The sequence below is a fragment of the Pseudomonas sp. HOU2 genome, from assembly GCF_040729435.1.
Lineage (GTDB): Bacteria > Pseudomonadota > Gammaproteobacteria > Pseudomonadales > Pseudomonadaceae > Aquipseudomonas.
On sequence record NZ_CP160398.1, the window covers coordinates 3,478,253 to 3,503,877 of the forward strand.

At 62.2% G+C, this 25,625-nt stretch carries 21 protein-coding genes; 17 read left to right on the plus strand and 4 right to left on the minus strand.

The features are described from left to right. Nucleotides 1–5 precede the first annotated feature (5 nt). The gene (locus ABV589_RS15660) at nucleotides 6–317 is read right to left on the minus strand and encodes a hypothetical protein (RefSeq protein ID WP_329699101.1); all 312 of its coding nucleotides are present in this window, start codon (nucleotides 315–317) and stop codon (nucleotides 6–8) included. A 56-nt stretch (nucleotides 318–373) separates the two neighbouring features. Continuing rightward, entirely contained in the window at nucleotides 374–961 is a 588-nt protein-coding gene (locus ABV589_RS15665; protein WP_367082366.1) for a tail fiber protein, read from the minus strand. 239 nt (nucleotides 962–1,200) lie between these two features. On the opposite strand from ABV589_RS15665, the gene ABV589_RS15670 reads away from it, so the two are divergent. The 7 genes from ABV589_RS15670 to ABV589_RS15700 all read left to right on the plus strand — a co-directional run bounded on the left by ABV589_RS15670 (nucleotide 1,201) and on the right by ABV589_RS15700 (nucleotide 15,013). Next, the gene (locus ABV589_RS15670; protein ID WP_367082368.1) at nucleotides 1,201–2,796 is read left to right on the plus strand and encodes a glycosyltransferase family 39 protein; all 1,596 of its coding nucleotides are present in this window, start codon (nucleotides 1,201–1,203) and stop codon (nucleotides 2,794–2,796) included. Between the two features lie 138 nt (nucleotides 2,797–2,934). Continuing rightward, complete coding sequence (locus ABV589_RS15675; protein WP_367082370.1) at nucleotides 2,935–3,780, plus strand: sulfotransferase; 846 nt, start codon at nucleotides 2,935–2,937, stop codon at nucleotides 3,778–3,780. Between the two features lie 55 nt (nucleotides 3,781–3,835). Then, a complete protein-coding gene (locus ABV589_RS15680; RefSeq protein ID WP_367082371.1) occupies nucleotides 3,836–11,146 on the plus strand; it encodes an Ig-like domain-containing protein in 7,311 nt (2,436 codons plus the stop codon). 46 nt (nucleotides 11,147–11,192) lie between these two features. Continuing rightward, the gene (locus tag ABV589_RS15685; protein ID WP_139053652.1) at nucleotides 11,193–12,710 is read left to right on the plus strand and encodes a TolC family protein; all 1,518 of its coding nucleotides are present in this window, start codon (nucleotides 11,193–11,195) and stop codon (nucleotides 12,708–12,710) included. Further along, the gene (gene cysC / locus ABV589_RS15690; protein ID WP_367082373.1) at nucleotides 12,694–13,299 is read left to right on the plus strand and encodes an adenylyl-sulfate kinase; all 606 of its coding nucleotides are present in this window, start codon (nucleotides 12,694–12,696) and stop codon (nucleotides 13,297–13,299) included. The genes ABV589_RS15685 and cysC overlap by 17 nt, the downstream gene beginning before the upstream one ends. Next, on the plus strand, nucleotides 13,296–14,081 hold the full coding sequence (locus ABV589_RS15695) for an aspartyl/asparaginyl beta-hydroxylase domain-containing protein (protein ID WP_367086205.1): 786 nt from the start codon (nucleotides 13,296–13,298) through the stop codon (nucleotides 14,079–14,081). Before cysC ends, ABV589_RS15695 begins: the two co-directional genes overlap by 4 nt. After that, complete coding sequence (locus tag ABV589_RS15700) at nucleotides 14,069–15,013, plus strand: sulfotransferase family protein (protein ID WP_367082375.1); 945 nt, start codon at nucleotides 14,069–14,071, stop codon at nucleotides 15,011–15,013. The genes ABV589_RS15695 and ABV589_RS15700 overlap by 13 nt, the downstream gene beginning before the upstream one ends. A gap of 80 nt (nucleotides 15,014–15,093) precedes the next feature. On the opposite strand, the gene ABV589_RS15705 is transcribed toward ABV589_RS15700, so the two are convergent. Both ABV589_RS15705 and ABV589_RS15710 read right to left on the minus strand, forming a co-directional pair. Next, a complete protein-coding gene (locus tag ABV589_RS15705) occupies nucleotides 15,094–15,852 on the minus strand; it encodes a slipin family protein (RefSeq protein ID WP_003220464.1) in 759 nt (252 codons plus the stop codon). A 2-nt stretch (nucleotides 15,853–15,854) separates the two neighbouring features. Further along, on the minus strand, nucleotides 15,855–16,385 hold the full coding sequence (locus ABV589_RS15710; protein ID WP_367082377.1) for an NfeD family protein: 531 nt from the start codon (nucleotides 16,383–16,385) through the stop codon (nucleotides 15,855–15,857). Between the two features lie 174 nt (nucleotides 16,386–16,559). Here ABV589_RS15710 and ABV589_RS15715 point away from each other — a divergent pair, with 174 nt between their 5' ends. The 10 genes from ABV589_RS15715 (at nucleotide 16,560) to ABV589_RS15760 (ending at nucleotide 25,432) form a co-directional block, all read left to right on the plus strand. After that, on the plus strand, nucleotides 16,560–17,021 hold the full coding sequence (locus ABV589_RS15715) for a YbaK/EbsC family protein (protein ID WP_367082379.1): 462 nt from the start codon (nucleotides 16,560–16,562) through the stop codon (nucleotides 17,019–17,021). 127 nt (nucleotides 17,022–17,148) lie between these two features. Next, nucleotides 17,149–17,400: a DUF2789 domain-containing protein gene (locus tag ABV589_RS15720; RefSeq protein WP_367082381.1), complete on the plus strand. Its 252-nt coding sequence runs from the start codon at nucleotides 17,149–17,151 to the stop codon at nucleotides 17,398–17,400. A gap of 81 nt (nucleotides 17,401–17,481) precedes the next feature. Beyond that, the gene (locus ABV589_RS15725; protein WP_367082383.1) at nucleotides 17,482–17,727 is read left to right on the plus strand and encodes a hypothetical protein; all 246 of its coding nucleotides are present in this window, start codon (nucleotides 17,482–17,484) and stop codon (nucleotides 17,725–17,727) included. Between the two features lie 122 nt (nucleotides 17,728–17,849). Next, nucleotides 17,850–18,278, plus strand: a complete 429-nt coding sequence (locus tag ABV589_RS15730) for a MarR family transcriptional regulator (protein ID WP_047290742.1) — start codon at nucleotides 17,850–17,852, stop codon at nucleotides 18,276–18,278. Continuing rightward, nucleotides 18,275–20,338, plus strand: a complete 2,064-nt coding sequence (locus ABV589_RS15735; RefSeq protein ID WP_367082385.1) for an FUSC family protein — start codon at nucleotides 18,275–18,277, stop codon at nucleotides 20,336–20,338. The genes ABV589_RS15730 and ABV589_RS15735 overlap by 4 nt, the downstream gene beginning before the upstream one ends. After that, complete coding sequence (locus ABV589_RS15740) at nucleotides 20,335–20,544, plus strand: DUF1656 domain-containing protein (protein ID WP_007957657.1); 210 nt, start codon at nucleotides 20,335–20,337, stop codon at nucleotides 20,542–20,544. Before ABV589_RS15735 ends, ABV589_RS15740 begins: the two co-directional genes overlap by 4 nt. Continuing rightward, a complete protein-coding gene (locus ABV589_RS15745) occupies nucleotides 20,541–21,443 on the plus strand; it encodes an HlyD family secretion protein (protein ID WP_367082386.1) in 903 nt (300 codons plus the stop codon). The genes ABV589_RS15740 and ABV589_RS15745 overlap by 4 nt, the downstream gene beginning before the upstream one ends. Beyond that, nucleotides 21,440–22,882, plus strand: a complete 1,443-nt coding sequence (locus tag ABV589_RS15750) for an efflux transporter outer membrane subunit (RefSeq protein WP_367082388.1) — start codon at nucleotides 21,440–21,442, stop codon at nucleotides 22,880–22,882. The genes ABV589_RS15745 and ABV589_RS15750 overlap by 4 nt, the downstream gene beginning before the upstream one ends. 93 nt (nucleotides 22,883–22,975) lie before the next feature. Further along, nucleotides 22,976–23,611 (plus strand): hypothetical protein, encoded by a 636-nt coding sequence (locus ABV589_RS15755; RefSeq protein WP_025113416.1) that lies wholly within the window; start codon nucleotides 22,976–22,978, stop codon nucleotides 23,609–23,611. A gap of 315 nt (nucleotides 23,612–23,926) precedes the next feature. After that, nucleotides 23,927–25,432: a YdgA family protein gene (locus ABV589_RS15760; RefSeq protein ID WP_367082389.1), complete on the plus strand. Its 1,506-nt coding sequence runs from the start codon at nucleotides 23,927–23,929 to the stop codon at nucleotides 25,430–25,432. Nucleotides 25,433–25,625 lie beyond the last annotated feature (193 nt).

The following is a 25,625-nucleotide window of genomic DNA, read 5'->3' on the forward strand; positions in this document are numbered from 1 at the left end:
GGATTTCAGTTGAAGGAAATACAGAAATAACCCAGTTGCGGATCCCGCCCCATCGCCGGCACTCGTGACACGAAGATATCCTCCACTCGCCCGAGTTCCGGCAGTTCCAGTGCGCACAGGCCGTCGACGAACCCGGTCGGCACCAGGCTGTTGAATTCGAGGCAGAAGGGCATGCGCTCGCTGTAGCGCGTCTTCGCGGCGGGGACTTCGTCGAGGTACTCGATGTGGATCGGCAGCGCTGTGCCATCCGGCAGGTACAGCGTGTGTTGCTGGCCCAGCAATGCCTGGACGTGTTGGATCTGAACCGCTTGCAACATGGTCTGACTCCAGTGAAGAGAGAAACGGCCGGGGGCCGGAAGCCCCCGGCAGTGGTTCAATTGCGCGAAGGGAACAGCCCGTTCAGGGCAATGCTGAAGTTGACGACCAGAGAGGGGTTGACGATGGATAACGGCTGACTGCCGCCCGTGGAGGAAATGTCTCCGGTGACAGTCGTGGTCAGGCCTTTGATGGGAACCGGCGTGGCACCCTGGGCATCTGAATAGATGTTTGCCGAGCCAGGGCCGCCGCCGGACGCGCCGATGTACGAGTTGGTGGCGGTCGGTACGGTCGCCGGATTGCTTGCCGGTACCGCCAGTTGCAGGGCGGTGTTGGCGGAAAGGCCGGTCATCGCGTGGGTGTGGTTAGGCATGTTGGCGATCGTGGCCGTGACGTTTTCCGTGCCATACACCTGACCGATGAGACGCGGCGTCAGTCCCTGTCCGCTGCCCTGTGCCACGGGTACGCGACCTTGCAGGTTAGGCAACTGAAAATTGGTCGTGCCATTGCCGCCATAGTAGGTGCCAAGCAAGGCGAACAATGCCTGGTATTGCGAGAGACTCAGGATTTGTCCGTTGCACAAGGCCCAGCCACTGGGGGCGAAGTTGAAGGCGAACGGTTGAATCGTACCCATAAAGACTTCCATGGTTCCTCATCCTTCTGTTATGTGGTCGGCGCGCCGCGCGTTAGCCTTGGCAGGGTAGGCACAGATGCTGTGCTGACGTCTTGCGTTTGCGCGGGCAGGTCACGCCAAGCCGTAGCGTAGACCCGGATCGGCGGACTTGCCGGACGTCGTCGTGGCCGCGCATCGACTTCGACTCTGGCCTACAGTGTGCGCAACGAGTGGCGCTGGTTTTTACTCGGTAAATCTGTAAGGGAAGGTTGATGGAAGCGCGTCGCGAGACTCCGCTGGGGGATACCCAGGACCCGTTTGCCGCACCGAATGCCGGTGTCCGGCGTTTATGGCGCTGGGCTCGCCAGCAGTGGCTGATCCCCATTCTGTTGTTGGCGACGGTGGTGCGTTTTTATGACCTGACCGCCGCCGCGATCTGGGGCGACGAAGGCTCAAGCCTGTTGCTGGCGAACTATTCGCTCAGTGGTATCTGGGAGCACGCGGCGTTCGACGTGCATCCGCCGTTTTACTTTATGTTGCTGCACGGCTGGATCGGGTTGTTCGGTGACACGATTCTGTCGATCCGCAGCCTCAGCGCGCTGGCCGGCATTGCCACGGTCGGGCTGGGGGTGTGCCTGGTCGATCGGCTGGCCACCCGCCGCGCCGCGATCATTGCCGGGGTGCTGCTGGCGTTGCTGCCGACGGCGGTGCGCTACAGCCAGGAAGTGCGCATGTATTCGCTGCTCGGCCTGCTCCTGATCGGTACGACACTGGCGCTGATCTGTTGGGTCAGGCGCCCGCAGCGCCGCCGGTATCTGCTGATCTATGCATTGCTGATGAGCGCCGCGTTGTACACCCACTACTTCGCCGTGCTGGCGGCGCTGAGCCATTGGCTGTACCTGGGACTGATTCGCCTGCTGCCGGGCTATCGCCTGCGGCATATCCAGCGCAAGGACTGGTGGCTGGCCAATCTGGCCATCGTCGTGCTCTACCTGCCGTGGTTGCCGAATCTGCTTGATCTGACGCAACACATGGAAGAACTCAAGGTCGGTGGCGATGTGGGCTGGGAAGATCCGGTGACCCTGTCCTCGCTGCCGTCGATGATCTGGCTCTGGCTGATCCAGGACGAAGGCGAGCATCTGCCGTTGCTGCTGTTCTGCGGCGTACCGCTGGCCCTGCTGGCGCTGGCGGGCGTGGCCGTGGCCCGCGACCGCAGCGTGAACCATGGCAGCGTCCTGCTGGCGCTTTACACCGGTATGCCATTGTTGCTGGTGTTCGCGGTGTCCTTCATCAGCCCGGTGTTCATCGAGCGTTACCTGACAGCCTACGCGCTGGGATTGCCGATGCTGGCAGCGCTGGCCATCGACCGCTTGTACCACCGCGCTCGTGTGCTGGCAGTGGCGATCCTGGTGTCATTGGTCGGGGTTGAACTGGTGGGCGTAAACACCAACGCCACGGTCGATCCGCACGATCAGTTCAACGTCATGGTCGATTACATCAACCGGCATTTCGTCAGCGGTGACCGCATCGTCACCAGCGACATGCTCTGGTATCTCAGTTATGTCTACTACAACCGCACTGACGCTCAGGTGCGGCTGTTTACCCCGCCCGCCGCCGATGGCCGTTCGACGCGTCCCAATCACTACGGTTTCGGCACCCTGGTGTCCGAGGAGGTCTATCTGGATCGACTCGATGACCTGCCCAAGGGCAGTGCTCGCGTCTGGTTGATCGGCGATCTGGACGTGGACGTGCCCGATCCGTTCCGACCCTTGCCGACCACCTGGCAGTTGCGTGATCAGACCCACGCCGGCGGCGCGAATGCGCGACTTTTTTCGTTGACGACGGCTAACGGGACGGCGGCGAAATGACTAAAACGGTTCACCTGTTATTTCGCGATTAAAAATGGTTTTAATAGTCCGTTTTGCTCTATTTTGATATCAAAACACTACTAGTCGAAAGGGTATTGTTGGACTACGCTCGTCGGACAAAAGGACTTACAAAGTAGGGTGAAGGGATTGCAGCAGTTCCACTTTATCTCCGGCTTGCCGCGCTCAGGTTCTACCCTTCTTTCTGCGATTCTTCTGCAGAACCCGCGCTTTCATGCCGGCATGACCAGCCCGGTCGGCGCGCTGTTCTCCGGTGTCCTTGAACAATGCAGCGCCGGCAGCGAATTCGGCGCGGTGATCGACACCGACATGCGCCGGCGTCTGCTGCGCGGGCTGTTCGATGCCTACTACGCCGACAAGGCTGACAAACCGGTGGTGTTCGACACCAACCGGCAGTGGAGTTCGCGCCTGCCGGCGATCAGCGATCTGTTTCCCAAAGCCAAAGTCATTGCCTGCGTGCGCAATGTCGCCTGGGTGATGGACAGCCTGGAACGGTTGTACCGCGCCAATCCTTACGAAAACACCAAGCTGTTCGGCGATGCCGTCGAGCGCAACACCGTCTACAGCCGTTGCGAAACCCTGGCCCAGCGCAATCGTCTGGTGGGTTTTGCCTGGGCGGCGCTCAAGGAAGCCTATTACGGCGAACACGCCGATTCGCTGCTGATCGTCGATTACGACTTGTTGACCCAGGCCCCGGAGCGCGTGCTGCGGCTGGTCTACGATTTCATTGGCGAGTCCTGGTTCGAGCACGATTTCGAACACCTGGCCTATGACGCGCCGGAGTTCGACCAGGCCTTGGGCGTGGCCGGCCTGCACAAGGTCAAACCCAAGGTCGCCCTGCAGTCCCGGCGCACGATTCTGCCGCCGGATCTGTTCAAGCAATACGCCGATCTGTCCTTTTGGCTCGATGGCTCAGCCAGTGCTGCCAATGTGATTCGTATGAAGTCCGACGCCGCGATCAGTTGATCGCGGCGTTTTTCATTGATGCGTCAACAACTGTGTTCGAGTCCGGGTGAGCAGCATGTGGTGGAACAAGCAAAAGTCGCGGGTAACCGAGGGCCAACGGACGCTGGCTGCGCCGCTGATCATGTCGCTGGAACCGCGCATGCTGTTCGACGGCGCCGTCGCGGCGACTGTCGCTGACACCGCCGCCCAGGCCGACAGCCATCCCGCTGCCGATGCGGCCAAGGCACCTGCGGCCGATCATCCGTCGGTCAGCAAGGACACCCACGGCCAGGCCGATGCCACGCCGGCTGCCAGCCCTGTCGCCGTACCGGGCCAGAGCGTGGTGTTCGTCGATTCCCGGGTCAAGGATGCCGACAGCCTGCTCAAAGGCGTTGCTCCCGGCGCGCAAGTGGTCAAGCTCGATGCAAGCAAGGACGGCTTGCAGCAGATCGCCGATTATCTCGACCAGCACTCGGGTGTCAGCTCGGTGCAGATCATCGCTCACGGCAACGCCGGTGACCTGTGGCTCGGCAACAGCTATCTGTCGGCGGACAACGTCGCGCAACGCAGTGCAGTGCTGGCGGACATCGGCAAGGACATGAACGTCGGCGGCGACATCCTCATTTACGGCTGCTACACCGCCGAGGGCGACCGCGGCCTGAGTTTCGTCGACTCGCTGGCACAACTGACCGGCCGCGATGTGGCTGCCTCGAACAATCGCACTGGCGTGGGCGGCGACTGGGATCTGGAGATCGCCACCGGCAAAATCGAGAGCGCCAACGTGCTGTCGACCCTGTCGATGAGCGAATACCAGTGGGGCCTCGCCACCTGGACCGCCACCAACAACGCAAACACCGGGGTCGGCTCGTTGCGCGCAGCGCTGGCGTCGGCGCAGAACGGCGACATCGTGACCTTCAGCAGCGGCATGACGGTGCAGCTCACCTCGGAACTGCTGATCAACAAGAACATCACTGTCGATGGCGACCTGAACAACGACGGGGTGGCGGACGTCACCCTCGATGGCCAGTACCGGACGCGGGTGGTGGAAATCACCTCCAGCAGCACGGTGACTCTCGATGGTCTGGTGATTACCCGGGGCCTGGTCTCTGGCAACGGCGGCAATGGTGGCTATGGCGCGACCGGGGCCATGGGCGGCGGGATTTTCAACGCCGGCATCCTCACGCTGAACAACGTTTCGGTCACCGGTAACGCGGCGGCCGGCGGTGGTGGGGGTGGCGGTGTCACGGGCGCCAACTACGGCGGCGGTGGTGGCGGCGGCGGTGGTATTGGTGGTCAGGGCGGCGGCCATGGCGGTACGGCCGGGCCGGGCACCGGAACGTTGGGCGGCCAGGCCGGCAGCGGTGGCGTCGGTGGCTACGGCGGTGGCTACGACGCCACGCACATGGGTGGACGCGGCGGTTCCACGGTCGGCGGCGCCGGCGGTGTGGGCGTGTCCTATTACAGCAACGGCGGCAATGGCGGCACGGCCAACAACGGCACGATTTCCATTGGTGGCGGCGGTGGCGGCTCCGGCTGGGACAAGGTTGGCGGCGTCGGCGGCAATGCGGCCGGCGGCATTTACAACGCCTCGACTGGTACTTTGAAAATCGTCGGCACCTCGGTCATCAGCAACAACATCGGTGCGGGCGGCGGTGGCGGTGGCGGCAGCGGCCAGGGCAGCAACAACCTCAATGGCGGCGACGGCGGACGAGGTGTCGGTGCGATCTGGAACCAGGGCGGCACGGTGCTGATCACGGCCTCCAACTTCAGCGCCATCAGCGGTAACGCAGCGGGCAGCGGCGCCGGCGGCGCAGAACTGGGCGGCGGCGTGTCGGGCTCTGTACCGTTGGCCTTCGCGGCAATCTACAACAATGGCGGCACACTCAATACTGCTTATGTGGAACCGCCCACCGCAACCATCGTGATGTCGGACACGGCCCTGAAAATCGGCGAAACCTCGCTGGTGACCATCACCTTCAGCCGCGCGGTCACCGGGTTTACCAACGCCGACCTGACCATCGCCAACGGCACGCTGACTGCGGTCAGCAGCAGCGACGGCGGCCTGACCTGGACCGCGACGTTCACCCCGACCAACAACCTCACCGACGCCACCAACCTGATCACCCTCGACAACACCGGGGTGACCGCGATCAGCGACGGCGTAGCGGGCGTCGGCACGACCAGCTCCGTCAACTATGCGATCGACACCGCGCGGCCGACCGTGACCATCGTCATGGCCGACACGGCGTTGAAGATCGGCGACACGTCGCTGGTGACCTTTACCTTCAGCGAAGCGGTGAGCGGTTTCACCAACGCCGACCTGACCATCGCCAACGGCACATTGTCGGCAGTCAGCAGCAGCGACGGTGGCATCACCTGGACCGGAACGTTCACCCCGACCGCCAGCATCTCCGACACCACCAACCTGATCACTCTGGACAACACCGGGATCGCCGACCTGGCCGGCAACGCCGGCAGCGGCACGACGGATTCGGCCAACTACGTGATCGATACCGTGCGGCCAACCGCGACCATTGTCGTCGCCGACAGCAATCTGGCAGCGGGTGAAACCTCGCTGGTGACCATTACCTTCAGCGAAGCGGTCAGCGGCTTCACCACCGCCGACCTGACAGTGGCCAACGGCACTCTGAGCGGTCTGAGCAGCAGCGACGGCGGCATCACCTGGACCGCCACGCTCACGCCGACCAACAGCATCACCGACACCACCAACCTGGTCACCCTGGACAACACCGGGGTCGTCGATCTGGCCGGCAACGCCGGCAGCGGCACCACCAACTCCAACAACTACGCGATCGACACCGCGCGGCCGACCGCGACCATCGTGGTGGCCGACAACAACCTGCGGATCGGCGAAACCTCGCTGGTGACCATCACCTTCAGCGAAGCCGTGACCGGCTTCACCAACGCTGACCTGACCATCGCCAGCGGCACGCTGAGCGCGGTCAGCAGCAGCGACGGCGGCATTACCTGGACGGCGACCTTTACACCGACCGCCAGCATCACCGACGCAACCAACCTGATCACGCTGAACAATACCGGTATCGCTGATCTGAACGGCAACGCCGGCAGCGGCACCACCGACTCCAACAACTACGCCATCGATACCGTGCGCCCGACCGCAACCATCGTGGTGGCTGACAACGCTCTGAAAATCGGCGAAACCTCGCTGGTGACCATCACCTTCAGCGAAGCGGTGACCGGTTTCACCAACGCCGATCTGACCATTGCCAACGGCACGCTGAGCGCAGTCAGCAGCAGCGACGGCGGTATCACCTGGACCGCGACGTTCACCCCGAGCGCCAGCGTCACCGATACCACCAACCTGATTACCCTGGACAACACCGGCATCGCCGACCTGGCGGGCAATGCCGGCAGCGGCACCACCGATTCCAACAACTACGCCATCGACACCCAGCGCCCGACCGCGACCATCGTGGTAGCCGACAGCACCCTCACGGCCGGTGAAACGACGCTGGTGACTTTCACCTTCAGTGAAGCGGTGACCGGCTTCAACAATGCGGACATCGTGGTTGCCAACGGCACCCTCACGGCGGTGAGCAGCAGCGACGGCGGCATCACCTGGACCGCGACCTTCACGCCGAACGTGGGCGTCAACGACGCGAGCAACCTGATCACGCTGGCCAATACCGGCATCGCCGACCTCGCGGGCAACGCCGGCAGCGGCACGACCAACTCCAACAACTACACCATCGACACCGTGGTGCCGACTGCAACCATTATCGTGTCCGACCCCAGCCTGAAAATCGGCGAGTCCTCGCTGGTGACCATCACCTTCAGCGAAGCGGTCACCGGTTTCACCAACGCCGACCTGACCATCGCCAACGGCACGTTGAGCGCGGTCAGCAGCAGCGATGGCGGCATCACCTGGACGGCCACGTTCACCCCGACCAGCAACATTACCGACGCGACTAACCTGATCACCCTGGACAATTCCGGTGTTCAAAACCTGTCGGGCAACGCCGGCAGCGGCACCACTGACTCGAACAATTATTCGATCGATACTCAGCGCCCGACCGCCACCATCGTGGTGGCTGACACCGCGCTCGGCGTCGGCCAGACCAGCCTGGTGACCATCACCTTCAGCGAAGCGGTGACTGGTTTCACCAACGCCGATCTGACCATCGCCAACGGCACGCTGAGTGCGGTGAGCAGCAGCGACGGCGGCCTCACCTGGACAGCGACGTTCACGCCGGCGGCGGGGATCACCGACACCACGAACATCATCACCCTGGACAACACCGGCATCGCTGACCTCGCGGGCAACGCCGGTAGCGGCACCACCGATTCCAACAACTATGCGGTCGACAGCCAGCGCCCGACGGCGACCATCGTGCTCTCCGACAGCACTCTCAGTGCTGGCGAAACCTCGCTGGTCACCATCACTTTCAGCGAGGCGGTGACCGGCTTCACCAACGCCGACCTGAGCGTCGCCAACGGAACGCTGAGCAACGTCTCATCGAGTGACGGCGGCATCACCTGGACGGCCACGTTCACGCCGAACGTGGGCGTCAACGATGCGACCAACCTGATTGTCCTGAACAACACCGGCATCGCCGACCTGGCCGGCAACAGCGGGACCGGCACCACCAGCTCGCCGAACTACACCATCGACACCGTGCTGCCGACTGCGACCATCATCATTGCCGACAACGCGCTGAAAGTCGGTGATACCTCGCTGGTGACTATCACCTTCAGCGAAGCGGTGAGCGGTTTCACCAACGCCGACCTGACGATTGCCAACGGCACGTTGTCGGCAGTCAGCAGCAGCGACGGCGGCATCACCTGGACGGCCACGTTCACGCCGACCAGCAACATCACCGACGCGACCAACCTGATCACCCTGGACAATTCCGGTGTTCAAAATCTGTCGGGCAACGCCGGCAGCGGCACCACCGATTCCAACAATTACTCGATTGACACTCAGCGCCCGACCGCCACCATCGTGGTGGCTGACACCGCACTCGGCGTCGGCCAGACCAGCCTGGTGACCATCACCTTCAGCGAAGCGGTGAGCGGTTTTACCAACGCCGACCTGACCATCGCCAACGGCACGTTGTCGGCAGTCAGCAGCAGCGACGGCGGCATCACCTGGACAGCGACCTTCACCCCGGCGGCAGGGATTACCGACACCAGCAATGTGATCACCCTGGACAACACCGGTATCGCCGATCTGGCGGGCAACGCCGGCAGCGGTACCACCGACTCCAACAACTATGCGGTCGACAGTCAGCGCCCGACGGCGACCATCATCCTTTCCGACACGGATCTGCGCCCCGGAGAAACTGCGCAGGTGACCATCACCTTCAGCGAGGCAGTAACCGGATTCGACAATGCCGACCTGAGCGTCGCCAACGGCACCTTGAGCAATGTTTCGTCGAGCGACGGTGGCGTTACCTGGACGGCCACGTTCACGCCGACCCTCGGCGTCAGTGACGCCACCAACCTGATCGTGCTGAACAACAGTGGAGTGAGCGATCTGGCCGGCAACGCCGGCACCGGCATCACCAATTCGGCCAACTATGCGGTGCAGACCGAAGTGCCGACGGCGACCATTGTGGTCGCCGATAACGCGCTCAAGGCTGGTGAAACCTCGGCGGTGACCATCACCTTCAGCGAGGCCGTCAGCGGTTTCAGCAACGCTGACCTGAGCATCGCCAACGGCACGTTGAGCAACGTGACATCCAGCGACGGTGGCATCACCTGGACGGCGACATTTACCCCGACCGCCAACATCACCGACACCAGCAACCTGATCACCCTCGACAACAGCGGTGTGGTCAACGCGTCGGGCAACAGCGGCGTCGGTACTACCGATTCGAACAACTTCGCCATCGACACCGCGCTGCCAACTGCAAGCATCGTGGTCGCCGACAATCGCCTGGGCATCGGTGAAACCACCACGGTGACTATTACCTTCAGCGAAGCGGTGAGCGGTTTTGACCTGTCGGACATCAGCGTCGCCAACGGTGCGCTGTCGAACCTGAGCAGCAGCGACGGTGGCGTGACCTGGACCGCGACTTTCACCCCGACAGCCGGCGTCAACGACGCGACCAACCTGATTCTGATCGATACCGCCGGCGTTCAGGATCTGGCCGGCAACCTTGGCGCGAGTATCGCCATCTCCAACAACTACATCCTTGATGCAACCCGGCCGACGGTGGACATCGTGGTTGCCAACCCGCACCTGGGCATCGGCCAGACCACCACGGTGACCTTCACCTTCAGCGAGGCGGTGAGCAATTTCGACCTGTCCGACCTGAGCGTGACCAATGGCGACCTGAGCAATCTGACCAGCGGCGATGGCGGCAAGACCTGGACCGCAAGCTTCACGCCGACCGCCAACGTTACCGACCCGAGCAACTTCATCGCGCTGGACACCAGCAACGTCACTGATCTGGCGGGCAACGCCGGCAGCACCGTGGCGGTGTCGAACAACTACGCCCTCGACAGCGAACGGCCGACCGCCACGGTGGTGGTTGCCAATCCGAATCTGGGCGTGGGCCAGACTTCACAGGTGACCATCAGCTTCAATGAGGCGGTGACCGGGTTTGATCTCGGTGACATCAATGTCGGCAATGGCACCTTGTCGAACCTGAGCAGCAGCGACGGCGGCAAGACCTGGACCGCGACGTTGACCCCGGGCGCCAACATCAACAGCACCAGTAATGCGATCAGCGTCAACAGCGCTGGGGTCAGTGATTTGTCCGGCAACAGCGGCAGTGGTGTCAGCAGCTCCAATAACTACGTGATCAATACCGTGCCACCGGTTATTCCGCCAACGGTGCCGACCACGCCGACCAATGGGGTGATTCCCGACCCGCTGTTCCGCAGCAGCGATCCGGTCGCACCGCCGCCGGCCCCGGACGTGCCGTTGCAACCGTTCGTGTTCACGCCACCGACCGGCAATCTCGGCTCGCCGCTGACTTTCCCGCCGCTGTTCGAGCAGCGTGTACTGGGCGACGGCATCCGGCCGCTGGGGGACATATTCATCAACCACGGTGCCTTGAGCCCGAGCTTCATCGCCCAGGTGTTCAGCAGCAGCGACGGAAGCGGTGACGGCAGCGGGCACGGCTTCCTCGGTTTCGGCGGCGGTGACGGCGGAGTCTTCGCCAGCAGTACGCTGTCGAGCCTGTTCCACCAGAACGACGGCGCCGAGCGGGAGGCGCTGAACGCCTTCGGCAGTCACTCGCTCAAGGCCGGTGACATTTCCCAGGGGCTGCGCGGGGTATTTGGCGCGCCGACCCTCGGGCAGCAATTGCAGCAACTCAAGGACAGCGAGCAGCACCGGGTCGACGACCTGGCAGCGGCATTGCGCCAGGTCGGCATCAGCGAAATGCAGGCCTGAACACACAACTACTCAACACGGTGCGGCACCTAGGGGCGATCCAGGGATGAAGAAAAGTCAGAAGTTGTTCGGCGCCAGCCTGCTGGCGCTGGCGATCAGCGGATGTGCAGTGACCAGTGAACCGATCGAACGCAGCGTCAGTGAGCAGCGGGCCAAAACCGACCTGCAGAGCATGTACAAGGATCAGGAGCCGCTGCGTGGCCCGCTGACCCTGCATCAGGCCATGGCCCGCGCGGTGAAATACAACCTCGAAGGCCGTTTGAAGATCATGGAGGAAGCGCTGGCCAAGCGGCAGCTCGACCTCGCCAGTTTCGACATGCTGCCGCGCATGGCGCTGGACGCCGGTTACGTCGGGCGCAACAACGTCAACGCCTCCAGCAGCCAGAGCGTGCGCACCGGCACCCAGTCCCTGGAACCCTCGACCTCGCAGGACCGTGACCGCGATGTCGCCGACCTGACCATGGTCTGGAACGTCCTCGACTTCGGCGTCAGCTACATCAGCGCCAAGCAGCAGGGCGACCAGCGCCTGATCGTGCAGGAGCGCCGGCGCAAGGTGATCAACACCATCGTGCAGGACGTACGCTCGGCCTATTGGCGCGCGATGGCTGCAGAACGTCTGCTCAAGCAGATCGACAGCCTGATGGCCCGCGTCGACACCGCCCGGCGTGACAGCCAGAGCCTGAGCGATCAACGCATCGGCGACCCGGTACAGGCACTCGGTTACCAGCGCTCGCTGATCGAAGCCACGCGACAACTGGAAGAACAGCGCCGCGCCTTGTCGCTGGCGAAAACCGAATTGGCAACGCTGATCAACCTGCCGCTGGGGACCAACCTGACGCTGGCGACCGATGACGGTTATCAGATTCCCGAACTCAAGGTCGCCATGGCCAAGCTTGAGCAGGAAGCCCTGACCAGCCGCCCGGAACTGCGCGAACAGGATTACCAGAGCCGCATCAGCGCCGCCGAAACCCGCAAGGCGATGTTGCGCCTGCTGCCGGGCCTGGAGTTCTCCGCCGGCGGGCATTACGACAGCAACTCGTTCCTCGTCGAACAGGGTTGGGCCGACTACGGGGTGAAAGTCACCTGGAACCTGTTCAACGTAATTTCCGCCCCGGCGGCCATCGATGTGGCCAAGGCCGGCGAAGAAGTCGCCACCGCCCGGCGGCAGGCGATGTCGATCGCGGTACTGGCGCAGCTGTATGTGGCGAACGCCAACTATCAGGAGGCGCTGCGCCAGTTCAAGACCAATCAGCAGTTGTCGGACATCGACGGGCAGATCGTCGGCCAGTTGCGCAATCGGCATCAGGCCGCCGGCATCGGTGAACTTGAACTGATTCAGGGTGAACTGAACAACCTGCAAGCCGACCTGCGCCGTGACTTGTCGTATGCCGATCTGCGTAACGCCTACGGGCAGATCTTCGCCAGCGCCGGCCTCGATCCGCTGCCGGATCAGGTGCAGTCCACCGAAGTGCAGTCGATCGCTACGGCGTTGGCCAACCGCGAATCGGCGTGGGCGTCGGGGGATATTTCGGTGCCTGTGGTGGCGCATGCCGCTGCCCGATAATCTGCTGGCGCCCGTCGCCAGCATCAGCCGCTCGCAACGCGAGGCCCGCAACGGCCATCGCGGTGCGGTGATTTTGCTTACCGGTCTGCCGGCGGCGGGCAAATCGACGCTGGCCCAGGCGCTGCACGCCGAGCTATTCGCCCGTGGATTGCACAGCGTGGTGCTCGATGGCGACGGCTTGCGGGTCGGGCTCAACCGCGATCTGGGGTTCAGCGACGCCGATCGCCTGGAGAACATCCGCCGTGCCAGCGAGCTGGCAGCGCTGCTGGTGGAAAACGGCCAGATCGTGATTCTGGCGATGATCGCGCCGTTGCTGGAGCTGCGCGAGGTGTTCGCCCAGCGTTTGGGTGAGGACTATCGCGAAGTCTGGTGCAGCGCATCGCTGGCGGTGTGCGAGCAGCGCGATCCGAAGGGTCATTACGCCCGCGCACGGCGTGGCGAAATGGCCGGTTTCACCGGGGTTTCGGCACCGTACGAGCCGCCCGCTCACGCCTCGCTGGTGCTCGACACCGGCGTACAGACCGTGGAGGCCTGTCTGGATCGGCTGCTGACCTGGCTTGGCGAATGCGCGGTGTTGCCCAAGGCATGAGCCGCCCGACCTGCTCGCGTCTTCCTGTGACGGTGGACTTGCCGCTGCTGTTGCAGGCGCTGCAGACGATTGCCGAAGAGGCATGGCGCGGCCATTTCAACACGGATTACTTCACCGGCGACTGGAGCGGCGTGGCACTGATTTCCGCCGCCGATGCGCTGACCGAGTTATCGCCCGGGCGCGGCGAAACGCTGCAGCGCACGCCTTGGCTGCGCGATGAACGCTGGCGGTTGGGGCTGCGCGCACTGACGCTGGATATCGTCAGTGCGCGCCTGTTGCGTCTGGGGCCGGGCGGGCGCATTCACGAGCATCGTGATTACGACCTGGATGGGCCGGATGCCGATCTGCGTCTGCATATTCCGTTGCTCAGCCCACCTGCGGTGGATTTCTGGCTCGAGGGTCAACGCGTGCCGATGGCGGCGGGGGAGTGCTGGTTTCTCGATCTTGCTCGTGCGCATCGGGTGGATAACTTCGATACCTGCGCGCGGATTCATCTGGTGCTCGATTGCCGGCCCGGGGCGTGGCTCACGCAGAAGATCGCCGAAGGTTTGCGCGACACTCCTGCAACGCAACCGGCCGATTCGGCGTTACAGCAATTCCAGCGACGGGTTGCAGGTGATGCAGGGTTGGCGGCGACTCTGCAGCACATGACGGACCCCGAAATATTCATCGAGCGCACTCTGGAGCTGGCCGCCGGACACGGCTTGCCATTCTCCCGGGAAGAACTGCGCGCTGCGATGCGCAACGGTCGTCGGCAATGGAACGAACAATGGAAAGGCTGAACTTCGACGGCTGGCTGCCGATCCGGATCTGGTCGGTGGCGGGGCAGTGGCAAGTGGACTGGTGCTGGTTTGCTGACACGCCGCTGCATCAGCCTTTTTTTCGTGACGCCGTCGAAGAGGCGCTGCGGTTGCCGTTCAATCAGGCTTTTCGCCGGCAGACACCGCTGTCGGTGCTGACCGAGTGGCAAGCGCAAAGTCCGGGGTTGGCCCCGAGTGCCTTTATCCTGCACGCCTCGCGTTGCGGTTCGACATTGATCAGCCAGATGCTCGCGCGGCTCGATGACCACATCGTAGTCTCGGAGCCTCCGCCGCTTGATGCACTTTTGCGCGGTGAGCTGCCCGAAGCGGAGCGGCGGGCAGCGATCAGTGGACTGCTCTCGGCCTACGGTCAACGACGACGCGGTGTCGAGCAGCGACTGGTGATCAAGCTCGATGCCTGGAACATCGGCGAATGGCCGCTGTTGCAGGCATGCTTTCCCGGTACGCCGTGGTTGTTCGTGTATCGCGATCCGCTGGAAATTGCCGTGTCGCACGTGCGCCGTCCGGGGGTGCACATGGTGCCGGGGCTGCTTGGTGACTGTGTGCTCGACGATGGGTTGCCGTTTACCGGCAGTGAAGACTTCATCGCACGACGGTTGGGACGTTTGCTGGCGTCGGCTTATCTGCATTGCCGTGAGGGTGATGGACAGCTGGTGAACTACAGCGAATTGCCCGAGGCCATGGCCGGGCGATTGGCGAAGTTTTTCCGCTTGAATACCGAGCAGCGGCAGCAGGTGCTGACGGCGACGATGCAGCATGCCAAGCAGCCGTCCCAGCGTTTTGTCGCCGATGGCGAAGACAAGCGTCGCGAGGCTTCGCCTTGGTTGCGCGAACGGGTTCGGCAATGTGCCCAGGATGCCTTTGTGAATCTTGAGTTGCTGCGCAACGCATGAAAGATCGCAGCCTTCGGCAGCTCCTACAGGGTGTACGCATAACCGATGCAGGAGCTGCCGCAGGCTGCGATCTTTTGCTGTCAGGATTTTCCCGACAGATCCGCCATCCCCTTGAGCAATTCGATGGGCAACGGAAAGACAATCGTCGAGCTCTTGTCCCCGGCAATCGAACTCAGCGTCTGCATGTAGCGCAACTGCATCGCACCGGGCTGACGGCCAAGCATTTCGGCGGCCTGCATGAGTTTTTCCGAGGCCTGCAGTTCGCCTTCGGCGTGAATCACCTTGGCCCGCCGCTCGCGTTCGGCTTCGGCCTGTTTGGCGATGGCGCGCACCATCGACTCGTTGAGATCGACGTGCTTGATCTCGACGTTGGCCACCTTGATGCCCCAGGCGTCGGTCTGGGCGTCGAGCACCTGCTGGATGTCGATGTTCAATTGCTCGCGCTCGGCCAGCAGTTCATCCAGCTCATGTTTGCCGAGCACCGCGCGCAGGGTGGTCTGCGCCAGTTGGCTGGTGGCCGAGAGAAAGTCTTCGACCTGAATGATCGCCTTCTGCGGGTCGAGCACGCGGAAGTACAGCACCGCGTTGACCTTCACCGAGACGTTGTCGCGGGTGATCACATCCTGCGGCGGCACATCGAGGACCACGGTGCGCAGGTCGACCCGAACCATCTGCTGCACCACCGGAATCAGCAGGATCAGCCCCGGCCCCTTGACCTGCCAGAAGCGTCCGAGCTGGAACACCACGCCGCGCTCGTATTCACGCAGGATGCGGAACGTCGACCCGGCGAGGGCGATCACCAACAGCAGCAGTGCAACAAAACCGATTTGCAGACCCATGATCACTCTCCGTGTCGCACCGCGTCAGTCGCGGCGACTTTCAGCAATAAGCCATTTCGCCCGACCACGCGCACCGATTGCCCGGTGTGCAGCGGTGTCGCACTGTGCACTTGCCACTGTTCACCCTGCAATTGCACAAAGCCGCTGTGGGCGTTTTGCGCTTGCACGGTGGTCACCGCCGTCACGCTGCCGACCAGCCCGGCATCGCCGCTGACGGCGTGGCGCGGGCGGGTTTTCAGGGCGCGGACGATCAGCGCGATCAGCAGCAGGGCGCTGATCAGGCCAAGGCCGATGATCATCGGCACAGGCAATTCGGCGTTGCCCAGGATCAGCGCGCCAATGACGAACATGATGATCCCGCCCAGGCCAATCACGCCGTAGTTGGGCAGCGCGGCTTCGGCGATCAGAAAGGCAATGCCGAGGGTGATCAGCCACAGGCCGATCGGATTGACCGCCGTCAGCGGGACGTCAGCCGCAAGGACCGAGGCGCTGGCCAGCAGTATCAGGAAAAACAAACAACATCGGCTGTTCACGTGACCCTCCGGGAGAGTCATGGGTTGGTTCATTAAGTCTAGTTGAGCCTGACGCTGGATGAATTTTGATCAATGAGCGGATGTGTCCAGTGAGCGGATTTCCCTTCGCCAGCGGCTTGCCGAACTAGACTCAGCAGAACAGGCACAACGTTCCGCGTAACACCGAGGTGCAGCATGCGTATGGCAAAAAAAGTGCAGAGCAGCCTGAGTCGGGCGCACTGCGAATATGACGTCGTGGCCCACCGACATTCGGCCAGCAGCCTGGAAACCGCTCGGGTTAGCGGGGTGCCCGCCGAGCGCGTGGCCAAATCGGTGATTCTCGACGACCATCACGGGCATTACCTGATGGCCGTGCTGCCGGCCAGCCGGCACCTGGACTTGAGCAAGGTGCGCAACAGCGGCGAATGGCAGATCACCCGGGAAAGCAACCTGGCGCATATTTTCGATGACTGCGAACGTGGCGCGGTGCCGCCGCTGGGTGGTTCCTACGGGCTGGACATGGTCATCGATCCGTTGCTGACCCGGCAGAAAGACATTTACCTGGAAGCCGGCAACCACAACTACCTGCTGCACATGAGCATGCCCGAGTTTCTGAAAATGGTGCCGCATGCCGAGGTGCGGGAGTTGAGTCATTAGGTTTTGTAGCGCTTTCGCGGACGCCTTCGCGAGCAAGCTCGCTCCCACAGGTTGAACGCGTTCCCCTGTGGGAGCGAGCCTGCTCGCGAATAATCTCTCACCCACCGAATTCTTGAAGGAGTCCTCCATGGAGCAGCCAACCCACAGCCTGCCGTCCCTGTTCAAACAACTGGGAATGGACAACGACCCGACCAGCATCGACCAATTCATCGCCACCCATTCACCACTCAAACCCGAGTTGCACCTGGCGGACGCGTTTTTCTGGAGTAAAAGTCAGGCGGATTTCTTGCGTGGTGAAATTCTTGATGATGCGGATTGGGCGGAGGTGGTGGATCAGTTGAATGTGTTGTTGCGCAAGGGGCGGGTTTTGGAGGACTGAAGTAAAACCTTATTACAGAATGTCCACAGGATCCCTATCGATGTTGGAGTAGCTTGCCAATTCAACAATCCGGAGCCGTCGATGCAATCATTTTTGCCAGTCAGAACTATTGATGTTGACGCGCTTGGAGACTGTATTGAGGCAGTGATCGAAAGCATCTCCAACGGGCCTGTCGAGTTTCGGGAGCACGACACAACAGTGGCTGTGCTGATTTCGCCAGAAATTTATGAAGCGATCCTGAATAGGCTGGATGATTTCGATTTGGTGTCAATCACACATTCGCGCAGGAACGAAGTAGGGGTAGCCATCGAGCTGGATGAACTATAGAAATTCTCTGCCGAGAAGATTTGTTTCAAAACTTGACTGAAATTCCCCGCCAATGCGATATTGATAGTTAGCAAACTAACAGTGTGCATTTTCCCGTGCCCGATTCCCTCGACGCTCTCCAGATGAACATCAGCAGTGCCATGGTGGTGGCCGCCAGGCATTGGCGGAAGATCTGCCAGACCACGCTGGTCAACTACGGCATCTCCGAAGCCTGCGCCGTGCCGTTGTTGATGATCGGGCGGCTGGGCGAGGGTGTGCGTCAGGTGCAAGTGGCGCAGGCGGCGGGGATGGAGAGTCCGTCGCTGGTGCGTCTGCTCGATCAGTTGTGCCACGCCGGCTACGTCTGCCGCACCGAAGATGCGCAGGATCGCCGGGCCAAGTGCCTGAGCCTGACCGACACCGGCCGTGAACTGGTGCAAGCGGTGGAAAGTGAACTGGTACGTCTGCGTCATGAAGTGCTCGAAGGCATCGACCAGAGTGATCTGGAAGCTACGCTTCGGGTACTGCGAGCTTTTGAGGCGGCCAATCCGCCTGTGGTGATCAATTCTTGAACGGTTTTTTCTCCGGCATTCCTCCGGCCCGGGACTGGTTCTACGGGGTCCGTACCTTTGCAGCGTCGATGATCGCGCTGTACATCGCCTTGCTCATGCAAATGCCGCGTCCGTATTGGGCGATGGCCACGGTGTATATCGTCTCCAGTCCGTTTCTCGGCCCGACCAGTTCCAAGGCTTTGTACCGCGCCATCGGCACCTTCCTCGGCGCGGCGGCGGCGGTGCTGTTCGTGCCGATGTTCGTGCAGAGTCCGTATGTGTTGGTGGTGGTGATTGCCTTGTGGACGGGGATTCTGCTGTTCCTGTCGCTGCACCTGCGCACCGCCAATAATTACGCGCTGATGCTGGCCGGCTACACATTGCCGCTGATTGCCTTGCCGACCGTGGATAATCCGCTGGCGGTGTGGGACGTGGCGGAGGCGCGTACCGAAGAGATTTTTCTCGGTATCGCCGTGGCGGCGGTGATCGGTGCGATGTTCTGGCCACGGCGTCTGGCGCCGGTGTTCAACGACGCGGTGGGCAAGTGGTTCGCTGACGCCACCACCTACAGCCTGAAGTTTCTCAGTCGCGACGTGCAGCCTGAACAGATCACCGCGCTGCGCATGGCCATGGTCGCCAATTTCAACAGCCTTGAATTGATGATCGGCCAGTTGCCCCACGAAGGCGCCCGGCCGCAAACCGTGCGCAACACCAAGGAGCTGCGCGGGCGGATGATCCACCTGTTGCCGGTGATCGACGCTCTGGAAGACTCGCTCTACGCCCTTGAGCGACGCACGCCGGAACTGGTGGAAAAGTTTGCCCCGCTGCTGACCGCGACCCAGCAATGGCTCGGCCATAACGACGCCGATCTTGATCGGTGGCAGGCGCTCAAGGATCAACTACAGGCCTTGCAGCCGAGCTGCGAGGCGCTGGAAGATCGCAAGCAATTGCTGTTCTCCAACGCGATTTATCGCCTCGGTGAATTCATCGATTTGTGGCAGGACTGCCGCAGCCTGCAGGACGCGATTCTCTGCGAGCGTCAGGACAGCTGGCGCGCGGTGTACCGGCACTGGCGCCTCGGGCGGCTGACGCCATTCCTTGATCGCGGGATGATGCTGTATTCGGTGGCCTCGACCATTCTGGCGATCATCGTCGCTTCGGTGCTGTGGATTCTGCTCGGCTGGCCGGACGGCGGCAGCGCGGTGATTCTGGCGGCGGTAGCGTGCAGTTTCTTCGCCTCGATGGACGACCCGGCGCCGCAGATCTACCGGTTCTTTTTCTGGACCGGAATGTCGGTGCTGTTCGCCAGTCTCTACCTGTTTCTGATTCTGCCGAACCTGCACGATTTTCCGATGCTGGTGCTGGCCTTTGCGATACCGTTCATCTGCGTCGGCACCCTGACGGTACAGCCGCGATTCTACCTCGGCATGCTCCTGACGCTGGTCAACACCTCGTCGTTCATCAGCATTCAGGGCGCCTACGACGCGGACTTCTTCGCCTTTGTGAACTCCAACCTGGCCGGCCCGATGGGTTTGCTGTTCGCGTTCATCTGGACCCTGATCGCCCGCCCGTTCGGCGTCGAGCTGGCGGCCAAGCGCCTGACCCGCTTCAGCTGGAAAGACATCGTGCGCATGACCGAGCCGGCCAACCTCGCCGAGCACCGGCAACTGGGCGTGCAATTGCTTGACCGTCTGATGCAGCACCTGCCGCGTCTGGCTATGACCGGCCAGGACACCGGCATTGCCATGCGTGAAGTGCGTGTCGGCCTCAACCTGCTCGATCTGCTGGCCTACACCCCGCGGGTGGAAGGCGCGCCGAATGCCCTGCTGCAGCAGGTGGTGGCTGAGGTCGGCGAGTATTTCCGCGCCTGCCTCAAGGCCGGCGAACGCTTGCCGGCACCGAGCCCGCTACTGATGACCATGGACCGTGCGCGCCGCGCCCTCAAAGGCCACGGCGACGATGAAACCCGGCTAAACCTGTTGCATGCCCTGAGCGGCTTGCGTCTGGCGCTGTTGCCCGGCGTGGAATTTGTCAGCACGGGCGATGCCGAAGAACCGCTGCCCGATGGAGCGCCCCTATGATCGGTGATCTGGATATCAGCGGCATTTTCCTGCCGACCCTGCTGGTGTTGATGGGCATCACCTATGTGTTGTTTGTGCTGGTGCACGGCGTGCTCACGCGCCTGCACTTTTACCGTCTGGTCTGGCACCGGGCATTGTTCAACGTGGCCCTCTACGCCGTGATGCTGTACGGCGTGGACTCACTCAGTCGATACCTGATGACATGAAAAAACCGTTTCTGACCATCGGTCGCGTGGTCCTGACCCTGCTGATCGTGACTTTTGCCGTCGTCCTCGTCTGGCGCATGGTGATGTATTACATGTTTGCGCCGTGGACCCGCGACGGCCACATTCGCGCCGACATCATCCAGATCGCTCCGGATGTGTCCGGGCTGATCCAGCAGGTCGAGGTCAAGGACAACCAGTTGATCAAACGCGGTCAGGTGCTGTTCAGCATCGATCAGGATCGCTTCAAACTGGCCCTGCGTCAGGCTAAAGCGGCGGTTGCCGATCGCGAGGAAACCCTGGCTCAAGCCCAGCGCGAAGCCAAGCGTAACCGTGGCCTGGGCAATCTGGTGCCGGCCGAACAACTGGAAGAAAGCCAATCGAAAGTCGCCCGGGCGCAATCGGCGCTGGCCGAAGCGCTGGTGACGGTGGACAGCGCCCAGCTCAACCTGGATCGTTCGGTGATCCGCAGCCCGGTGGACGGCTACGTCAACGACCGCGCGCCGCGTGTGCAGGAATTCGTCACCGCCGGGCGGCCGGTGCTGTCGGTGGTGGACAGCAACTCGTTCCACATCGACGGTTATTTCGAAGAAACCAAACTCGACGGCATTCATGTCGGTCAGTCGGTGGATATCCGCGTGATCGGCGATAAAGCCAAACTGCGCGGACATGTCGAGAGCATCGTCGCCGGTATCGAAGACCGCGACCGCACCAGCGGCAATAACCTGCTGCCCAACGTCAACCCGGCGTTCAGTTGGGTGCGCCTGGCGCAGCGGATCCCGGTGCGCATCGCCTTTGACGAGGTGCCGGAAGATTTCCGCATGATCGCCGGGCGGACCGCGACCGTGTCGATCATCGACGATCAGCCCCGCGACGACCGCAAACAGGAGCCCGCGCAATGAACAGGCTCCTGATGATCGCCGGGTTGGGCATGATGCTCTCGGCGTGTCAGATGGTCGGGCCGGACTATCACCTGCCCGCTGACGCGGCGGTGCAGCGCAAGGATTTTCAGGGCGAGCTGGCGGTAGAGGGCAAACCGGTGGTGTCGGCGCCGGTGCCGGCTGACTGGTGGCGGCTGTATCAAGACCCGCGTCTGGACCAACTGGTGCAGCAGGCCATGGCTTCCAATACGGATTTGCGCGTGGCGGCGGCGAACCTTCAACGGGCGCGCGCGCAAGTCGATGAGGCCGAAGCGGCGGGTGGCTGGAGCGCAGGCGTGAAGATGGGCGCGCAGCGTTTGCAGGAATCCGGGCAGGCGTTCTTGCTGCCGGAAAAAGTCCCGGTCGACAACGTCGGCGATATTGGCATCAGCGCGTCTTATCAGTTCGATCTGTGGGGCACCCTGCAACGCGGTATCGAAGGCGCGAAGGCTAACGCCGATGCGACTCAAGCAGCGGCTGACACCGCACGCATCACTTTGGTGGCCGATGTGGTTCGCGCGTACACCCAAGTGTGCGCGGCCAACGAAGAGCGGGAAATTGCCCAGCACTCCCTCGACCTGCAATCGCAGAGCACTACGCTGATCCAGCGCCTGCGCGATGCCGGGCGTGGTGATGAAACCCAGGTCACCCGCTCGCAAACCCAATTCAAGTCGTTGCGCGCCGACCTGCCGCGCTATGAGGCAGCGCGTCAGGCCGGGTTGTTCCGCCTGTCGATGCTGCTGGCGAAACCGGTCGAGCAATTGCCGGCCGGTACCGCCACTTGTGCCGAACTGCCGAAAATTGCCCAACTGGTGCCGGTGGGCGACGGTGCGGCGCTGCTCAAGCGTCGTCCCGATATCCGTCAGGCGGAACGTCGCTTGGCGGCCTCGACAGCGGGCATCGGCGTCGCTACGGGCGAGCTGTACCCGGACATCAGCATCGGCGCGACCATCGGCACCGTCGGTCTTATTGACGACTTGGGCGATCCGTCGACCAATCGCTGGGGCTTCGGCCCGTCGTTGAGCTGGAAGGTGCCGACCAACGGCGCCCGCGCACGTATCCGCGAAGCCGAAGCCAACACCCAGGCCGCACTGGCACATTTCGACGGCGTGGTGCTCAACGCCATCCGCGAAACCCAGACCGGCCTGGCCCAGTACAGCGCGCTGCTGCAACGCCGCGACGCCCTGGCCGATGCCGAGCAGTCGGCGAAACTGGCGGCGGACCAGACTCACCGCTTCTTCCAGGCCGGGCGCGAGTCGTTCCTCGCCGACCTGCAGGCGACCCGCACCTACACCGACGTCACCGCGCAACTGGCCGCCGCCAACACCCAGGTCGCCATGAGCCAGATCGATTTGTTCCTCGCCCTCGGTGGCGGTTGGGAAAGCGGACGAACGCACGCTCCAACCGCCAGCAAACCCTGAGGCCGTTGCTATGCTTTGAAGTGTTGGAAGGGCGCCCCGAGCAAGGCGCCCTTTCAACGCACATTGCTAGCGCTGGTCTAGGGGAAACCAATAATGAAAAACCCTTACGCTCTCGGCTTCTGGTGCGCCCTGGTAGCGCTGGTGCTGCTATCGGCCACCTATTTCTACGGCATCATGCTGGCCCATCAGATCGACAAGGCCATGGTCTTCCTCGACAGCGCCACGGCGTTGATCGCGGTGATGGCAATCGTCGTCGTGGCCTGGGCGTCGATCCAGGTGCAGCGAGTCAAGAAGAGACAACTTGAACAAGGCAAGACCCTGGTGCTGATCTGGGACACCAAAGTCGCTCTGCGTCGGGTCGAAACCGTGTTCGATCGCTACTTCTGGGGCAGCTACTGGCAACCGGGACGGACCTTCGCCGAAGTCATGGGCGAACTGACCGGCACGCCGCTGGAAAAAAGCCTCGAAGCCTTGAAAAAACAGTGTCTGGAACTCGACAAGCAGATTGCCGATGAAGGCTGGCACTGGCTCAACAATGCCCGCGAACTGTCGGATGTCGCCACGGCCATGGCCCGCGAACGCTATCAGCTGGATTTCTGCGACCCCCGGGCGGATGGGCCGGGCGGGGCGGTGATCGACCGCGACTTTGAAGTGCTGGTGTATACCTGGACGGCGCGGTTGAAGAGCTTCGATCATCAACTCGATGAGATCGAGGTTCAGTATTCCTGATCTTCTGGGAGTCCTCTGGCCCCATCGCTGGCAAGCCAGCTCCCACAGTTTTTGTGGTGTTCTCGGATTTTGTGAACACAACCAATCCTGTGGGAGCTGGCTTGCCAGCGATAGCGTCTTCAAAAACACTGCAACTCTCCCGGCCTGTCAGCTGTCCACACTCCCCATAGACACTCTTTAACCTTTAAACATTGGGCCGCCTCGTGCTGCCAGTGCTAATCTCCACCGCTAATTTCAGCGGAGTCGAGCCGCGACCCGGTCACGGGTTCAGGGAAGACGACCACCTTTCAGCCACGGACATTGATCGGGTCATTCATGAATAAATCAGCAGGCGTGCTTCTCGGGATTGTTGTTGCCATCGGTGCGATCAGCGCCGGCGGGGCCTGGTACACCGGGACCAAGATCGAAGGCGTGCTGAACAACGCCGTCAGCAACGCCAACAAAGAGCTGCAGACCGCGATGGCCGGCTCCAATGGCACCGCGTCGCTGGAGCTGGTGTCGCTGGAGCGTCACACCTTCACCAGCACCGCGCACTACCGTCTCAAGGGTGAGGGCGAGATGTTCGGCGACCAGCCGGTCGAGCTGCTGTTTGTCGACCACATCGAGCACGGCCCGCTGCCGTTCTCGCGTCTGGTGTCGCTGAAGTGGCTGCCGGTCATGGCCACCAGTAATTACGAGCTGGAAAAGAGCCCGGCCACCGAAAAATGGTTTGCCGCCACCAAGGGCGCCGCGCCGCTCAAGGGCGTGACCAACATCGGCTACGACGAATCCACCACCAGCAGCCTCGAGTTGCTGCCGCTGGAAACCGCGCTGGACGAGCAGTCGAGCCTGAAATTCTCCGGCCTGACCATGAACATCTCCGCCAGTGCCCAGGCGCAGAAGGTCAAGGCTGACGGCTACATGGACAGCCTGAAACTGGTCACCGTGTCGCAGGATCAGGCGCCGGTGCAGGTCGAACTCAACGGTCTGACCCTGGCCAGCAACCTCGCCAAGAGCAGCTACGGCTACTACACCGGGGAAAACACCCTGGAGCTGACCAACAGCAAAACCACCTTCGGTCCCAAGCAGTCGGTGCTCGGCGTGAAGAACTTCGAAATGAAGAACCTCACCGAAGAGAGCGGCAGCAATGCCTCGGGCCGCGCTGACTACAAGGTCGGCGAGGTCACCCTCAACGACAAGAAAATCGGTTCGGCCAGCATGGCGATGAGCCTGAAGAACCTCGACATCCCGTCGACAATGTCGCTGATGCAGATCTACCAGACCAAATTGCAGCCGTACGAGAAAGAAGCTGCCGCCGCTGCCGAAGCCGGCCTGCCGGCACCGGAGCTGAACCTGACCGAAGCCGAGTCGGCACAGGTCAAGGCTGACCTGCAGAAACTGCTGGCCGCCAGTCCACAGATCGCCTTGGAAAACCTGTCGCTGAAAACCGCCAACGGTGAAAGCCGCGCCAGCCTGGTGATTGATCTGACCAAGCCACAGTCGATGGATCTGCCGCCGGATCAACTGGGTAAACAGTTGGTCGCGCTGCTGGACCTGAACATTCAAGTGTCCAAGCCGATGCTGATCGATCTGCTCAGCGTGCAGGCGCAGCTTGACGGCCAGACCGACGCCAAAGCCATCGTCGACCAGGCCAGCGCCGGTGCCGACATGTTCTCCGGCATGGCCGTCGGTTCGCAGTTGGCGACCGTCGATGGCACCAATGTCGTGACCAAGCTGCATTACGCCGCCAATCAGGTGGAGTTCAACGGCCAGAAGATGACCGTCGAGCAGTTCGTCGGCTTCCTGATGAGCAAGTTCGCTGGCGTCACGCAAGTGCAGTAATCCTGCGCTCTTAATAGCAACGCCCGGCCTCTGATCCACAGACGCCGGGCGTTTTGCTGTCTGGTGTGCGGGTTTTCCACTGAGCCGGCGCCACGATTCTGAACAATTATTGCGTTCTGAATATTCGACTACGCTTGCATGCAAGACTGCCTGACTAAGCTTGGCTGAGTCTCTTTTGACTCGGTCTCCGTTA

Excerpts from the sequence above, each read along its gene's own strand:
- ABV589_RS15715 (WP_367082379.1), top strand. The coding sequence starts at position 16,560 with ATGCGTATGGCAAAAAAAGTGCAGAGCAGCCTGAGTCGGGCGCACTGC.
- ABV589_RS15665 (WP_367082366.1), bottom strand. The coding sequence starts at position 961 with ATGGAAGTCTTTATGGGTACGATTCAACCGTTCGCCTTCAACTTCGCC.
- ABV589_RS15695 (WP_367086205.1), top strand. The coding sequence starts at position 13,296 with ATGAGCCGCCCGACCTGCTCGCGTCTTCCTGTGACGGTGGACTTGCCG.
- ABV589_RS15670 (WP_367082368.1), top strand. The coding sequence starts at position 1,201 with ATGGAAGCGCGTCGCGAGACTCCGCTGGGGGATACCCAGGACCCGTTT.
- cysC (WP_367082373.1), top strand. The coding sequence starts at position 12,694 with ATGCCGCTGCCCGATAATCTGCTGGCGCCCGTCGCCAGCATCAGCCGC.
- ABV589_RS15725 (WP_367082383.1), top strand. The coding sequence starts at position 17,482 with ATGCAATCATTTTTGCCAGTCAGAACTATTGATGTTGACGCGCTTGGA.
- ABV589_RS15755 (WP_025113416.1), top strand. The coding sequence starts at position 22,976 with ATGAAAAACCCTTACGCTCTCGGCTTCTGGTGCGCCCTGGTAGCGCTG.
- ABV589_RS15740 (WP_007957657.1), top strand. The coding sequence starts at position 20,335 with ATGATCGGTGATCTGGATATCAGCGGCATTTTCCTGCCGACCCTGCTG.
- ABV589_RS15730 (WP_047290742.1), top strand. The coding sequence starts at position 17,850 with ATGAACATCAGCAGTGCCATGGTGGTGGCCGCCAGGCATTGGCGGAAG.
- ABV589_RS15660 (WP_329699101.1), bottom strand. The coding sequence starts at position 317 with ATGTTGCAAGCGGTTCAGATCCAACACGTCCAGGCATTGCTGGGCCAG.
- ABV589_RS15760 (WP_367082389.1), top strand. The coding sequence starts at position 23,927 with ATGAATAAATCAGCAGGCGTGCTTCTCGGGATTGTTGTTGCCATCGGT.
- ABV589_RS15750 (WP_367082388.1), top strand. The coding sequence starts at position 21,440 with ATGAACAGGCTCCTGATGATCGCCGGGTTGGGCATGATGCTCTCGGCG.
- ABV589_RS15700 (WP_367082375.1), top strand. The coding sequence starts at position 14,069 with ATGGAAAGGCTGAACTTCGACGGCTGGCTGCCGATCCGGATCTGGTCG.
- ABV589_RS15685 (WP_139053652.1), top strand. The coding sequence starts at position 11,193 with ATGAAGAAAAGTCAGAAGTTGTTCGGCGCCAGCCTGCTGGCGCTGGCG.
- ABV589_RS15705 (WP_003220464.1), bottom strand. The coding sequence starts at position 15,852 with ATGGGTCTGCAAATCGGTTTTGTTGCACTGCTGCTGTTGGTGATCGCC.
- ABV589_RS15745 (WP_367082386.1), top strand. The coding sequence starts at position 20,541 with ATGAAAAAACCGTTTCTGACCATCGGTCGCGTGGTCCTGACCCTGCTG.
- ABV589_RS15680 (WP_367082371.1), top strand. The coding sequence starts at position 3,836 with ATGTGGTGGAACAAGCAAAAGTCGCGGGTAACCGAGGGCCAACGGACG.
- ABV589_RS15720 (WP_367082381.1), top strand. The coding sequence starts at position 17,149 with ATGGAGCAGCCAACCCACAGCCTGCCGTCCCTGTTCAAACAACTGGGA.